At 59.7% G+C, this 14510-nt stretch carries 14 protein-coding genes; 4 read left to right on the forward strand and 10 right to left on the reverse strand.

Translation table 11 applies throughout. The features are described 5' to 3' along the window. Positions 1-5 precede the first annotated feature (5 nt). Positions 6-2051, forward strand: coding sequence for a right-handed parallel beta-helix repeat-containing protein (locus tag VGL70_05935; GenBank protein HEY3303058.1), 2046 nt, complete (start codon positions 6-8; stop codon positions 2049-2051). Positions 2052-2069: 18 nt separating this feature from the next. Here the strand turns inward: VGL70_05935 and VGL70_05940 are convergent, their stop codons facing one another. The 9 genes from VGL70_05940 to VGL70_05980 all read right to left on the reverse strand — a co-directional run bounded on the left by VGL70_05940 (position 2070) and on the right by VGL70_05980 (position 10064). After that, positions 2070-3362, reverse strand: a complete 1293-nt coding sequence (locus VGL70_05940) for an MFS transporter (protein HEY3303059.1) — start codon at positions 3360-3362, stop codon at positions 2070-2072. A gap of 218 nt (positions 3363-3580) precedes the next feature. Next, complete coding sequence (locus VGL70_05945) at positions 3581-4339, reverse strand: Sir2 family NAD-dependent protein deacetylase (protein ID HEY3303060.1); 759 nt, start codon at positions 4337-4339, stop codon at positions 3581-3583. Between the two features lie 81 nt (positions 4340-4420). Further along, on the reverse strand, positions 4421-4951 hold the full coding sequence (locus tag VGL70_05950; GenBank protein ID HEY3303061.1) for a peptidylprolyl isomerase: 531 nt from the start codon (positions 4949-4951) through the stop codon (positions 4421-4423). A 106-nt stretch (positions 4952-5057) separates the two neighbouring features. After that, positions 5058-5486 (reverse strand): Zn-ribbon domain-containing OB-fold protein, encoded by a 429-nt coding sequence (locus VGL70_05955; protein ID HEY3303062.1) that lies wholly within the window; start codon positions 5484-5486, stop codon positions 5058-5060. A 128-nt stretch (positions 5487-5614) separates the two neighbouring features. Beyond that, positions 5615-6808 carry a thiolase family protein gene (locus VGL70_05960; protein HEY3303063.1) on the reverse strand — a complete coding sequence of 398 codons (1194 nt, stop codon included), beginning with the start codon at positions 6806-6808 and terminating at the stop codon, positions 5615-5617. A 125-nt stretch (positions 6809-6933) separates the two neighbouring features. Further along, entirely contained in the window at positions 6934-7608 is a 675-nt protein-coding gene (locus tag VGL70_05965; GenBank protein ID HEY3303064.1) for an amino acid ABC transporter permease, read from the reverse strand. 95 nt (positions 7609-7703) lie between these two features. Next, entirely contained in the window at positions 7704-8429 is a 726-nt protein-coding gene (locus VGL70_05970; GenBank protein HEY3303065.1) for an amino acid ABC transporter permease, read from the reverse strand. Beyond that, positions 8429-9325 (reverse strand): transporter substrate-binding domain-containing protein, encoded by an 897-nt coding sequence (locus tag VGL70_05975; protein ID HEY3303066.1) that lies wholly within the window; start codon positions 9323-9325, stop codon positions 8429-8431. The genes VGL70_05970 and VGL70_05975 overlap by 1 nt, the downstream gene beginning before the upstream one ends. A 10-nt stretch (positions 9326-9335) precedes the next feature. Further along, positions 9336-10064 (reverse strand): amino acid ABC transporter ATP-binding protein, encoded by a 729-nt coding sequence (locus VGL70_05980; GenBank protein HEY3303067.1) that lies wholly within the window; start codon positions 10062-10064, stop codon positions 9336-9338. Positions 10065-10148: 84 nt separating this feature from the next. Here VGL70_05980 and sixA point away from each other — a divergent pair, with 84 nt between their 5' ends. Further along, positions 10149-10616, forward strand: a complete 468-nt coding sequence (gene sixA / locus VGL70_05985) for a phosphohistidine phosphatase SixA (GenBank protein HEY3303068.1) — start codon at positions 10149-10151, stop codon at positions 10614-10616. Between the two features lie 73 nt (positions 10617-10689). Continuing rightward, positions 10690-11985: a citrate synthase gene (locus VGL70_05990; protein ID HEY3303069.1), complete on the forward strand. Its 1296-nt coding sequence runs from the start codon at positions 10690-10692 to the stop codon at positions 11983-11985. Positions 11986-11995: 10 nt separating this feature from the next. On the opposite strand, the gene VGL70_05995 is transcribed toward VGL70_05990, so the two are convergent. Next, a complete protein-coding gene (locus VGL70_05995) occupies positions 11996-13426 on the reverse strand; it encodes a transglycosylase SLT domain-containing protein (GenBank protein HEY3303070.1) in 1431 nt (476 codons plus the stop codon). Between the two features lie 98 nt (positions 13427-13524). Here VGL70_05995 and VGL70_06000 point away from each other — a divergent pair. After that, positions 13525-14510: ABC transporter substrate-binding protein (locus VGL70_06000; protein HEY3303071.1), on the forward strand; the 986-nt coding region annotated here is incomplete at its 3' end.

The raw sequence follows: 14510 nt of genomic DNA on the forward strand, positions 1-14510 counted from the left end.
CGTCTATGAATTATTTTCAGCCATACGCGCTTCCCCTCGACGAGAACATCGTCGCCGCATGGGACTCTCAGGTCGCTGAAGCGGCGGACTCGCCGTGGCTCGCGCAAGCGCTGGCGACGAGAGGCGCCAACCTCTTTCCGCGCTTCGCTGCCCGGTACGCCGAGCTGCGCGCCTTGCCGCGCGGAGCACGCCGTGCTTTGCAGCGTCAACTCACGAGATCCAGCGGACTTGCGATTCCGTCGGAGTGGCAACGCAAGTTGGCCGGCACGTTGGCCGGTGCCGCGTTGTTGCTGGCGCTGGGGCATGGAACCGCGCAGAGCGGTACGATAACTGTTACCACGACCAAGCCGGCGATCAATTCAGGAGATACGCTATGTTCTCTGATCGAGGCGATCGTAAACGCCAATGCGGGTGGGCTAACCCATCCGGACTGTCCGAACGCGGCCCCAGGTGCAAATACTATCCAGTTACCCGCGAACAAGACGAATACGCTGACCGCATCCTTTAATACTTACTATGGCAGCGCCACCGGACTGCCGCTGATTACCAGTCCGATCACGATCGAAGGTCCGGGCACGATCGCTCGCAAAACTACGGGACCCCAATTTCGTCTGCTGGCCGTAGGCAGCGGAGGGGATCTGACTCTCAAGAACGTGACTCTGAAGGGCGGACGAACAACCACCTCGGGCGGCGCCGTGTACAACAGTGGCAACCTCACCGTTGATCACAGCACGATCTCAGGGAATAGAGCTAATAGCGGCGGCGGGATCTTCAACGACGATGATGCTACGGCTACGATCACCTACGGCACGATCACGCGCAATCGGGCAGATTATGCCGGCGGCGGCATATACAACGATCCAAACGCTAGCGTCACGATCCAGAACAGCACGGTCTCCCGCAACCAGACTCCTAATTATGGCGGCGGCATAATTAACTATAATGGAACTCTCACGATCACCAACAGCACAATCTCCGGCAACTCGGCTGACTACGGCGGCGGAGTGCACAACGGCGGCGTTCTTAGCGTCGCCGGCAGCACGCTCTCGGGCAACAGGGCCTTTAGCGGCGGCGCCATTTGGAACGACGATTACCACACCGCTACGGTTACCAACAGCACGATATCGGGCAATAGGGCAAGCTATGGCGGCGGCGGCATAGCGATTGATGTATTCTCCTCCGTAACCGTTCAGAACAGCACGATTTCCGGCAACAAGGCCAGACTCGGCGGCGGCATAAGTAATTATGCAACCGTCACGATCGACACCAGCACGATCTCGGGCAACTCGGCAAAAGTTGCGGGCGGCGGAATCTTCAACGATTACTCCTTCTACAACGGTACGCCATATATCGGCACAGCCACCGTCACGAACAGCACGATTTCCGGCAACAAGGCCCGTTACGGCGCCGGGATTTTTAACGATATTCACACCACCGTGACGGTCGATAACAGCACCATTTCCGGCAACAGGAAAGCACGGGTAGGCGGCGGAATATTGAACGCCTTCGATGCTCTGCTGACGGTTACCAACAGCACGGTGTCGGGCAACACGGCCTCGCTTGCCGGCGGCGGCATATTCAACCACTATTATTTCTTTAATGGGATACCCTACAGCGCCACAGCCACGATTAGTAACAGCACGATCACAGGCAATAAGGCGAGGGGAGGCGGCGGCATCCTTAACATAGGAATTCTCGATCTGAACCGCAGCCTTATCTCCGGCAACCTCGGGACTTTTGGGCGTGAGGTCTTTCACTATGCATATGTTACCAACAGCGTCACCGCCGCAAACTACAACCTATTCGGTGTGAGCAACAACGCGGGTACTTACGGCTTTGTGCCTTCGGGCAGCGATATCGTGCCGGCGGTGCCGCTCGCGAGCATCATCGATCCGCTCGCGAACAACGGCGGCCCGACGTATACGCACGCGCTGCCTCTCGGCAGTCCGGCGATCGACGCGGCGCCGCTAGCGGGTTGTCCCGCTACCGACCAGCGCGGCACATCGCGGCCTCAAGGCCCGCTCTGCGACATCGGCGCGTATGAGAAGTAGTAGTTAGTCTGCGACGAGCTATCTCCCTTGCCTTTGATGCCACGAAGCGCTCGCCTGGATCGCTAGAAACGATACGACAAAACAAATCACGCTCAGCGCGAACGCCCATCGGTACGAGCCGGTGACGTCGAAGATCGTCCCGCCTGACCAGGAGCCGAGCGCCATGCCGATGCCGAAAGTGATTTCAAGAAAACCAAGAATGGTGCCGATGTTTTTGCCGCTGAAGATATCTCCGATGACAGCTCCGTAAGTCGGGTTCCCCGCGCTGTGACCGATGCCGTACAACACCACGCCCATATAGGTAAACCATAGAGGCGAACCGGCGCCAATCCGCAGCAGGCAGATAAGTCCCGCCAAAGTGATCAAGACCGAGAGACCGTACGCTTTCTGTCTTCCCAGCCGGTCCGACGCGTATCCCCAAACGAACGTGCCCGCTACTCTCATGAGTCCGATCATCCCCAGCGCGAATGCCGCGGATAACTTCTCGAATCCTTGTTCGACCAGATGCGCGACGAGATGCGTGTAAACGATAAATAGGCCCGTTCCAAGCGCGAGATGTCCGGTTGCGATCATCCAGAAGGGTGCGGACCGCACGGCTTTGCTCAAAGTCCAGTCGTATTTTTTTGCGGCGGTTCTTGAATCCGCCGGCTTTGCATCCGCAGCGAAGACTTCTCCGTCGGGGAGCTGTCCGACATCGACGGGAGCGCGTTGTTGAAAAATCGCGTTGGTCGGAACGACCGTGGCGAGGATGAGCACGCCCAACCACATGAAAGCGCCGCGCCAGTCGAGGCCCGAGATTAAAATCTGTGCCAGTGGAACTATCGTGATCATGCCGAGACCTTGGCCCGCGGTCGCGAGACCGATGGCCGTGGCGCGACGGCGCACGAACCAGTGGGAGAGCAGCGCGCTTTGCGTCACAAAGCCGAGACCGCCCTGGCCGACGGCGGCGAGGACGCCGTAGAAGATGTAGAGTTCCCCGAGAGAATTGCTGAAGCCGGACAGAACGAAGCCGAGTCCCATCAAGAAACCCGCCAACGGCAGCATCACGCGGGGTCCGAGACGGTCGAACGCATATCCGACCGCGGGCGACACCCCCGCATAAACCAGAGAGTTCAACGAGACGATCGTGGCGCCGACGCCGTGCGACCAGTGGAACTCTTCCAGCAGGGCGACGTAGAAAACGCTGAACGAGCCGAAGGCGCCGCGCACGAAAACCATGTTAAGAAAACATACGAGGAGAACGACGTAGCCGTAGTAGAAACGAGTCCGCACGATGGGATTAGCAGGCCGCTGAAAAAGGTCATATGCCATAGTCTGCCAACGGCAGGCGTTACGATGGTTGCGCTCGGCGCGTTTAGCTTTAACGCCCGCCAGTGGCGGGCTATGGCGTCAACGTACTAGAAGAGTACGCCTCCGCTCGCGGACCTTCGCCCGCCTTGCCTATGGACCTTTTTGATCGGCCTGAAGAGAATTTGTTTAACTCTAATACTTACGACCCAGCGCGCGCAAGCGGTTCGATGGTGGCGAGTCTAGCCGTCGGCTAAGAGCGGGTTCAAATTCGTGAAAAATTCTCCGATCGGTCCTCTGAAATTGTAATCCGAAAGCGCGTCCAGCGGCGTCGGCTCACGGTTGATAATCGCGAGCGTGGCGCCGCCTTGCTTGGCGACGACTGGAAACGCCGCTGCCGGCTGCACGACGAGAGAGGAGCCGACGACGATGAAGACCTCCGCCGCTTCGCTCCACTCCTGCGCGCGCTTCATCTCCGCCTGAGGCATCGGCTGGCCGAAGGAGATGGTCGCGGGCTTGAGCAGGCCGCCGCAGGCGTCGCAAGGCGCAGGCACGCTATCTTCCTCCAGCCGCCGATAGATCGGATCAGGATCGAATTCTTTGCCGCAGCCGAGACAGCTCACCTTCCGGTCGGTGCCGTGCAGCTCGACCATTTTCTCGGGCGAGTTCCCGGCGATACGGTGCAGGCCATCGACGTTCTGCGTGATCAGACCGAGCAGTCGGCCGCGCTTCTCGAACGCCGCGATGGAGTGATGGCCGATGTTGGGCTGGACGTTTTTGTAAAGCGCGTGAGTCTCGCGCTTCATCTTCCAGTAACGGATGCGCGCCTCTTGGCTGCTCACGAATTCATCGAAGTAGACCGGAGAATACTTGGTCCAGATTCCGCCGGGGCTTCTGAAGTCCGGCACGCCGGACTCCGTGCTGACGCCGGCGCCGGTAAAGAATACAACGTCGCCGCGTTTTCTCAGCCGTTGGGTGAATTCCTGAAGCGTCATGGACATACAGAGAGAGTCGGGAGCCTTGGAGTCAGGACTCCCGACCCCTTGCCGGGATCATCAGCTGGCGATGAGTTAGAGGTTGAACTACTTTGCCGACGGCGGTTGGACGTCCAATATTTTGACGTCGAAGACCAAAGTCTTGCCCGCCAGAGGGTGGTTCATGTCGATGACGACCGTTTTATCCTTCACTTCTTTAACCCGTACAGGGAACATCTCACCCTCGGCATTTTTAGCGAATAGCGTCATGCCCTCCTTGAGCGAGTCCCCGGGGACGGATTCTTTCGGCACTTCGCGGTACGCTTTCGGATCGACCTGTCCATAGGCATCCTCCGGTTTGACGGTGACCTTCTTTTCCGCGCCGGCTGTCATTCCCTCGAGCGCCTTTTCCAGGCCCGGAATGATTTGACTGCGGCCGTCCACGTAACGCAGGGGCTCCTTGCCCTTGTTCGACTCGATGACCTTGCCGTCTTCGCCTGTGAGCGTGTATTCGAGACTTACCGTCGCGCCATTTTTGACCATGGTCTCTCCACTCTTGTTCGTCTGTGCAAAAAGAACCGAGGAGGACCCGAGAAGCGCCAGAACCATCAGCATCGCTGAGTGAAAAGTATTTTTCATTCAGACCTCCAAAAATAAAAATCGCCCCGAGCGGGCAAAAAAACCATATACCCTGCCGGAGGTTGTTACAACCAGGTCGGAATAAAGTTTCGAAAAGGACGAGGCGTCAACGTGGCCTGAACTTGGGCAGGAAGATTCCCTGAGCGGCTTCTTCGAATACGACTTCAACGGACATCCCGATCGTTACCTGATCGATCGGGCAGCCGACGATGTTGCTGCAGATTCGGGGACCTTCTTCGAGATCGACCCATGCCGTGACGTAAGGAATGTCGCTCGCGAAGCCTCTCAGCGCTCGGCCGACGACTTCGCGAATCACGGTGAAGGCGAAGACCTGGCCCCGGCCGCTGAGTTGCGTCCACTCCAGTTTTTCGCCGCCGCACTCGACGCAGGCGGGACGGGGGCACCAGACCCACGAACCGCAGTCCTTGCAGCGCTGCATGATCAGCTCGCCCTGAGCCGTCGCGTCCCAAAACGGCCGCGTCACCGGTGTGATCTCGGGCAGCGGCTTGGGAATTGTTTTTGCCGGTTCGGCCATATCAACTTTCTAGCGCGGCAAAGCGGCAATCGTTATTTCACCGCAGAGGCACGGAGGGCGCGGGGTTAGAAGTTTTAATGAAAAATACTCCGAACTCTGTGGCCTCGTCTCTGTGGTGAAATATTTCTTCACGTCTTACCTCCTAATATCGCCGTGGCCGTGCAGCCGAAATTTTTTCCGTAATTCACCGCGCCGAGACCGGTGACGAGGCCGATCTCCGCGCCGGCCACCTGGCGCGCGCCGCCTTCGCCGCGGAGCTGCCGCACCGCCTCGATGACGTGGAGCGTGCCGCCGGTGGTCGAAGGCTGGCCGCAATTGATCATGCCGCCGCCCGTCTGAATGGGCAGAGATCCTTTGATGGTGAAATCGGTGCGCGCGAAAAATTCCCGGTTGCTTTTTTCGCAGAAGCCCAGATCTTCGATTTGCAGCATGACGATCGGCACGTAATCGTCGTAAAGGCCGAGAAAATCGACGTCGCCGTGAGACACGCCGGCCATCTGGAACGCGGCCTTGCCGCATTCGCGGACGCCGGTGATGAGCGGATTGGCGTTTGAGCGCGGGCCGGCGCTGGCGTTGTTGCGCTCGCCCCATCCGAGCAGATGGATCGGCGGCTTCCGCAGATTTCGCGCGCGCTCCGGCGATGCGACGATGTACGCCTTGCCGCCGTTGGCCGGGAGGACGCAGTCGTACAGGCGAATCGGATCGGAGATCATGCGCGAGTTTTTGTATTCCTCGAGCGTGAGCGGCTTTCTGAGGTAGGCGCCGGGGTTCAGCGTCGCGTGGTAGCGCGCGGTGACGGCGATCTTGCCGAAATGGTCCGCCGTCATGCCGGACTCGTGCATGTAGCGGCTCATGACGAAGGAAATTTTTGAGTTCGGGCCCATCACGCCGAAGGGCATCTCGAAATCGCGCGTGTCCGCCGGCTCGACCCGGCTTCGGCCGCGCTCGCTGAAGGGCGCCGCGGCGGCTACTACAACAACGAGATCGACGACGCCCGATTGGATCATCGCCGCGGCGTGTCCCAGGAGAGAAACCGCGCTCGCGCCGCCGTTTCCTCCCGCCAAAGAGACGGCGGGGGAGACGCCGAGGATATTCGCCGCTTCTTCCGGCCAGAACGGTTGCGAATGGTTGGTCGTGTAGATGGCGGCGAGACCCTGGCCGTCAAAATCTTTTTTCTCGAGGCCCGCATCTTCCAGCGCGAGACGAAAAGCCCAAGCGAGATATTCGGCGGTCGATTTGCGCGGCTCTCCGGGTTTTCCGCCGAGCCGGTCCACCGGCGTCTCGCCGACGCCGACGATCGCCGCTGCTCCTCTCAAACTCATCGCGTCACGATTATTTCAGCGCGCGCGGGCTGTCAAGCGCGTCCTCGCTTCGCTCGGAATCTCAGATCTCAAATTACAGATCTCAGATTGCAATTTAAAAATCTGAAAGCGATAAACTGTTTCGGTCAAGCCGGCGCGAGCCGGCGCTCCAGATACTGCGCGTAGCGGGACATCGCGTACGTGCAAAGCCAGTAGACGGCGGCGATGAATATATAAAGCTCGAACGGGCGGATCTCGCGGTTGTTTACGATTTGAGCCGCCTTGGTGAGATCGACGTAGCCGATGATCGAAGCGAGCGAGGTGTCCTTGAACAAAACGATGAACTGCGTGACGAGGGCGGGGATCATGTTGCGGAGCGCTTGCGGCAAGACCACGTGCCGCATCGTCTGCGCGGAGCTGAGGCCGCTGGAGGCCGCCGCCTCGATCTGCCCGCGCGGCACGGATTGAATTCCCGCTCTTATAATTTCTCCCAGGTAAGCGCTCTCGAAAAATATGAAGGCCGCGAGGGCTATGCCGTACTCGGGCAAAGGTATTCTGAGAACGACGGGCAGGATGAACCAGAACCAGAAGATCACCATGACGAGCGGCACGCCGCGGAAGAACTCGACGTACACTGTCGCGGGCACCCGGATCCAGGCGGAGCGGGCGAGCCGCGCGAGGCCGATAAAGATCCCGAGAATGAATCCTAGCAACATCGCGGGGATCGCGAGCCTCAGCGTGCCGCCGACGAAGTTGCCGATCCCAAACAAACCCTGAACGATCAGGAAGTCCCAGTTTCTATAGATGACGCCGAAGTCCATGTCCTCGCTCCGCCCGGAATCTCCCTCACCCTCTCCCTGAGGGAGAGGGAAGGGGTGAGGGTGCAGCGTCTTCGGTCGTTAGGCAATAACTCATTCTACCGTTCCGCGCCGCCGACTCTGGCGATCATTCCCGGAATAGCGAAGCGCCGTTCGACGCGCGCCATGACGGCGGCGATCGTCAGGCACAAGACGAGATAGATAAGAGTTCCGGCGGTCAGCGCCTCGAAGGCCTTCGCGGTGTAAGTTTCGATCTGGCGCGTCTGGAACGTCAGCTCCGCTACGCCGATGGTGAGCGCGACGGAAGAGTTCTTGAGCAGGTTGAGCGACTCGTTGGTCAGCGGCGGGATGATAAGCCGCAGCGCGATCGGGAGAACTACGAGGCGATAGACCTGTCCCGTGCTGAGCCCGGTGGAAAGCGCGGCTTCGAACTGCGTCTTGGGAATCGATTGGATGCCGGCGCGGATCATCTCCGAAAATCGCGCGCCGTGATAAACGCCGAGGGCCATGGTGCCGGCCCAAAATTCCGCCCCGTGATCGAAGAGCCAGTCGCGAAGATTTTCCGCCAGGAGCGGCGGAGCCGCGAAGTACCAGAAGAACATCCACACGAGCAACGGCACGTTACGGAAGAATTCGACGTAGCCCGTTGCCAGCGCGCGCAGCGGCGCCAGCGGCGCGGTGCGGAGCGCGCCGGCAAGAATCCCCAAAAACAGCGCCAGCAGCCAGGCAAGTGCGGACATGGCGAGCGTCGTGAGAACTCCGTGGAGCAGCCAAGCTCCCGATTGACCGCTCCACAAGACGCTCCAGTCGAACCGGTAGTTCATTATTTTCCGGGCGAGCCCAAAGCGCCTCCCGGCGTTTTACGAAATTCAGCGGCGGCGGCTTGCAGGAGCCGCTTGGCCTCACTCGTCAGGGGGTAGGGCACTTCGCCCTTCGGTCCGAAATATTTTTCATAGAGCTCGAAATATTTTCCCGACTCGATCGCCTCGGCCAGGCCTTGGTTGACGAGATTGCGAAAGTCGGGCTCGTTTTTCCGCATCGCCATGCCGTAAGGCTCGTTGGAGTAAAAAGCGCCTACGATCGCCCAGTCGTTGGGATTGGGCGCCTTGGCTTTGAGCCCGGCGAGCTGAATGCCGTCGTTGGTGTAGGCTTGTACCTGGCCTTGCGCCAGCGCCTGAAACGCGGCCGGCTGGTCGGGGAACTCGCGCAACTGGACCGTGGGTACTTTTTCTCTGAGGATGCGCGCGTTGGTCGCGCCCTGCTGCGCCGCGACGCGTTTGCCGGCGACCGTATCGATGCCGGTGATCGGGCTGCCTTTTTTAACCAGAAACTGCGCGCCGGTGTAGAAAAATGTCAGGCTGAAGTCGACGCTCTCCCGCCGCTCTTTGGTGTCCGTCATGGTCTCGGCGATCACATCGACGGCGTTCGAGGTGAGCAGTGGAATTCGCGTGGCCGGCGTGGATTCTTTCTTTTCGACTTTGACCGGCTTGCCGACTTTCTTGGACAACGCGGGCACGATGAACTTTTCCACGAGATCGATGGAGAAGCCCACCCATTGATTCTGCTTATCGACGTAGGCGAAGGGCGGCGAGCCGGTTCGAGTGCCGATGGTGAGCGTTCCGGTGCGCGCGATTTTTTCCAGCGTGGTTTCGGCCCGAGCCGCGCCCGCACTCAACGCCGCGGCGGCAAGCGCGAGACAAGAGATGAGCAGTCGTTTCATGATAACCTCCTCAATGTGAGAGAATCTTGCTCAGAAATTGTTTTGCCCGCTCGGACTTTGGCTTGGCAAAAAAGTTCTCGGGGTCTCCCTCTTCGACGATTCGACCCTCGTCCATGAAGATCACCCGGCGGGCGACGCGGCGGGCAAAGCCCATCTCGTGAGTCACGACGGCCATGGTCATGCTGTCGCGGGCGAGATCGGTCATGACCTCCAACACCTCGTTGATCATCTCGGGGTCAAGCGCCGAGGTCGGCTCGTCGAAGAGCATGATCTTCGGCTGCATGGCCAGCGCCCGCGCGATGGCGACGCGCTGCTGCTGGCCGCCGGAGAGATTGGCGGGAAAAGCGCCGGCTTTGTCGGGGATTCCCACGCGCTCCAACAGTTGCGCCGCGCTCTTTTCCGCGGCTTCACGGGCGAGCTTTCTCACCTTGACCGGCCCGAGCGTGATGTTGTCCATGACGCTCAGGTGAGGATAAAGATTGAACTGTTGGAAGACGAAGCCGATCTCGGCCCTGAGTGCCCGGACGTCCAGCGACGGTCCGGAGAGGCGCTTCCCGTCCACGACGATCTCTCCGGACTGGACCGATTCGAGGCCGTTGATGCAGCGGATCAGCGTACTTTTGCCGCTGCCGCTCGGACCGCAAACCACGACGACTTCGCCCCGCTCGACCCGGAGATTGATCTCCTTGAGAACGTGAAGCGTCCCGAACCACTTGTCGACGTTCTTGAATTCGACCACGATAGTAAATAAGGCGCCGGCAAAGATTGAAAATTACCGTCCGGATACTATAGCATCGCATTGTAATTGCAACAGAGCTTTCTCATGAAAATTTTTCTTGTCCGGCACGGCGAGGCCAAGCACGAAAACGAGGACCCGCGCCGCTCTTTGACCGATGGCGGCCGGGCTGCCGTGGCAACGGTCGCGCGCGCGGCGGCGGCGAAGAAGGTGGGGATCGAGAAGATCCTGCACTCCGAGAAGCTCCGGGCGAAAGAGACGGCCGAGATTCTGGCCGGGATCCTTTCTCCCGCGCGGGGAATTCGGGAGATCTCGGGGCTTTCGCCCGAAGACGATCCTCTGATCGCCAAAGTCGAGATCGAGGCGTCCTCAGAATCTTTGATGCTGGTCGGGCACTTGCCGCATATCAACCGGCTCGCCGCGCTGCTCCTCACGGGCGACAGCGAAAGCACCGCCGTCGATTTCGCGCCGGCGACGATGGCTTGCCTGTCGCGCGCCGGCGGCGCGTGGAGCTTGATTTGGATTCTTCGTCCGGAGAGTGTTCAGCGGAGTTGACCGGCACTCAAGGATGTTCTAAAAAGGAGGTACCCAGTGTTGGCCGCGGGCGCGGTCCACAAAGGCGGGTAACATGGCATCCAGCACTCTCACCATTCTCGATAACCGGACGGGACGGAAGTATGAAATCCCGGTTCATGACGGCGCGATCAACGCGACCGATCTGCGCCAGATAAAAGTCTCCGAAGAGGATTTCGGCCTGGCCAGCTATGACCCCGGCTTCATGAACACCGCCGCGTGCCAGAGCAAGATCACTTACATCGACGGCGACCGCGGCATCCTGCGCTATCGCGGCTATCCGATCGAGGAGCTGGCGGAGAAGAGCACCTACCTCGAGACGGCTTATCTGGTGCTGCACGGCGAGCTCCCGACCAAGTCGCAGCTCGACGACTGGACCTACAACATCACGCATCACTCGATCCTCCACGAAAACATCAAGAAGTTCATCGACGGCTTTCACCACGACGCCCATCCGATGGGCATGCTCGTGAGCACGGTCGGCGCGCTCTCGACCTTCTACACCGACGCGAAAAATATTTTCGACGCGGAATCCCGCAAGAAGCAGACCTACCGGCTGGTTGCCAAGATGCCGACGATCGCCGGGTTCGCCTATCGCCACAGTATCGGGATGCCCTACGCCTATCCCGACAACGACTTGAGCTACACGGGGAATTTCCTCAACATGCTGTTCAAGATGACCGAGCTAAAGTACCGGCCGCATCCGGTGCTGGAGCGCGCCCTCGACGTTTTGTTCATTCTCCATGCCGACCACGAGCAGAACATCAGCACGAACGTGATGCGCGGCGTCGGCAGCGCCCAGTCGGACCCCTATTGCTCCGTAGCGGCGGCGGCGGCGGCGCTTTATGGACCGCTCCACGGCGGCGCCAACGAGCAGGTTTTAAAGATGCTGAACGAGATCGGCCACAAGGACAAAGTCCCGGCCTTCATCCAAAGGGTCAAAGCGGGCGAGGGCCGGCTCATGGGCTTCGGCCATCGGGTTTACAAGAACTACGATCCGCGGGCGAAGATCATCAAGAAAGTGGCTTACGACGTCTTCGAGGTCAAAGGGCGCAACCCCCTGCTGGACATCGCGCTCGAACTGGAGCGGATCGCCTTGGAAGACGATTATTTCATCAAGCGCAAGCTCTACCCCAACGTCGATTTCTACTCCGGCCTCATCTATCAATCGATGGGGCTGCAGATCGACATGTTCCCGGTGCTGTTCGCGATCGCGCGCACGATCGGCTGGATCGCCCACTGGGAAGAGATGCTGCTCGACCCGGAACAGAAGAATAAGATCGCCCGCCCGCGCCAGCTCTACCGGGGAACCGACAAGCGCCCCTACGTTCCCATCACTGCACGGAAATAGCTTTCCGCAACTATTTCGTCTTGGTTTTTTTTGCCGGGGCCGGGGCTCGGCCCTGCACCGGCTGCCGAGAATTTGTCGTTTGCGCGCCGTCCTGAACGATCAGCAGTTGTTGGCCGATGCGGAGTTGAGGGGTCTTCAACTCGTTCACATCTGTAATCTGGCTTGCCCGTTGTTGATAGCGTTTCGCGATCGAGGCCAGCGTCTCGCCTTTTTTCACCGTGTGCGTGATCACTTTGACGCCGGTCGAGTCGAAGCGCGCCGCGTACGCCTGGGTGAAACTCTGTCCGGCTCCCGCCGGTACTCGCAGGCTGAAACCCGTTTCGCTCGGCGGGGTGACGTTGCGCAGGAGCGCGGGGTTCAGCTCTTTGATTTTAGCCGCCGTGGTGCCCGTGAAGACTGCGACGGTCGTCAGCGAGATCGGTCGATGGGTGACGACTTCCTCGTATTCGATGGGCGCGTCGTAGGTGAGATCGCCAAAGCCGTACTTCTCGGGAGCGCCGGCGATCAGGGCCGCGGCGATAAACTTCGGCACGTAGTTCCGCGTCTCCTGCTTCAGGGTCGTTTTCTGACTTAAAAGCCAGAAATCATTGGTCTGCGATTTCTGGATCGCTTTTTCCACCTTGCGTTCGCCGGCGTTGTAAGCCGCCGCGGCCAGGAACCACTCGCCGAACTGCTCGTGCAGGTCTTTGAGGTAGGCCGCCGCAGCGCGCGTCGATTTGACGGGATCTCTGCGCTCGTCGACCCAACTGTCGATCCGGAGACCGTAGCGGAGTCCCGTCGCCCGGATAAATTGCCACGGGCCGACGGCTTTGGCCTTGGAGACGGCCGCGGTGGAGAAGCCGCTCTCGATGAGAGATAGATAGACGAGATCTTGGGGCAAGCCCGCTTCCTGCAGCGTGGCGGCCATCATCGGGATGTATCTGCCGGAGCGGGCGAGCGCGCGCTCGAACCATCCTTTCAATCTCCCGCTGAAGTAATTGCAAAAGTAGAGTACGCGGTCGTTTTCGACCAGCGACATGGAAAACTGGATCTTCCGCATCCCGGCCGGCTGCTGCATCGCTTGGTCCAGTTCTTTCTGCAATAAACCCAGCAACTGGTCGTCCGCCTCGGGTCCGGGGACTTCCTGCAGCGCGGTCGGCGGCGGTTCCTCCGGCTTGGGTTTCTCAACCGGCGCTTTCTTCTCATCTCCGCGCGCTGCCGGCTTGGGCTCGTCGGCTTTGACCTTCGGCGGCGGAACGACGACCGCAGCGCCATCTCTTTCGGGCTGAGGCTGGAGTTGCGTCGGCTGTGGTTGAGCTGGGACAGGAGCGTCGCCGGTGGCTGTTTTGGTTTCCGGCTTCTCGGCGGGTCGTGCTTGAGAATGCGGGGACGTTATCCCACAACCGGACAAAAACCACGGCGGAACCGAAAGCAGCGCAATGAAGGCAATCGATGACTGCATCACAGAAGCAAACGAGCCCCGAGGCTACTAGAATACGGCTGGACATTCAACCCGCATGCTTGATAACGTCCTGGACTGACGAGTAGGTTTTAGTTTCAATGAGCCGATTTGCGATATTTTTTTTACTTCTTGCGCTTTTTGCCGGAACGTCCGCCGCCGCGACGGCGGACCTCGAGCGGCTCAACGTCGTCTATTCTTCGATCTCGGGCGCGTCGGTTTCGACCTGGATTCCCAGAGATGCCGGCATTTACAAAAAATACGGTCTCGACGTCAACTTGATTTACGTCGCAGGGTCGCAGGCGATTACGACGCTGATTTCAGGCGACGCCCAGGTCGTGCAGGGCTCCGGCGCGGCAGCGATTCTCTCACGCCTCGCGGGTTCGGAAGTCAAGATCATCGGCAACGTGATCAACGTGATCCCGATGAGCCTGGTCGTCACTCCGGACATCGCCGGTCCGCAGGATCTGAAAGGCAAGACTTTCGGCGTGAGCCGTTTCGGCTCGCTGACGGACTTGGGGCTGCGCAAAGCGATCGGCGAATGGGGCATCGATCCGGCGAAGGACATCAAAATGATCCAGACCGGCGGCGTGCCCGAGAACCTTTTATTCATGCAGCAGGGCCTCATCAAAGGCGCGCTGCTTTCTTCGCCGACGCTGGAAAAAGCCAAGGAGCTGGGCTTCAAGGAGATGTTGAATCTCGCCAATATCAACTACCGCTATCCGGGCACCGCGCTCGTCGCGACCGACGCCTTCATCAAGAACCAGTCGCTGACGCTCAACCGCTTTCTCAAGGCGACGCTGGAAGGAATCAAGTTCGCCAAGACCAATCCCGACTTCACGGTCAAGACGCTGGGCCAATACACCCGGACGGCCGACACAAAACTGCTCGAGAGCGCTTTCCGCACCTATGTTCTGGGATACATCCGCGACGTGCCGACGGTCGGCGCGAACGAGGTCGAAACCGCGCTCGACGAGATCGCCGCGAGAAATCCCAAAGCCAAGGGCGCGGACGCGAAGACGTTTTACGATCCGGCCCCGCTGGAGCAACTCGCTAAAGAAGGCTTCATCAAGCAGCTTTATCCGCG

This window comes from Candidatus Binatia bacterium (genome assembly GCA_036504975.1).
GTDB lineage: Bacteria > Desulfobacterota > Binatia > UBA9968 > UBA9968 > JAJPJQ01.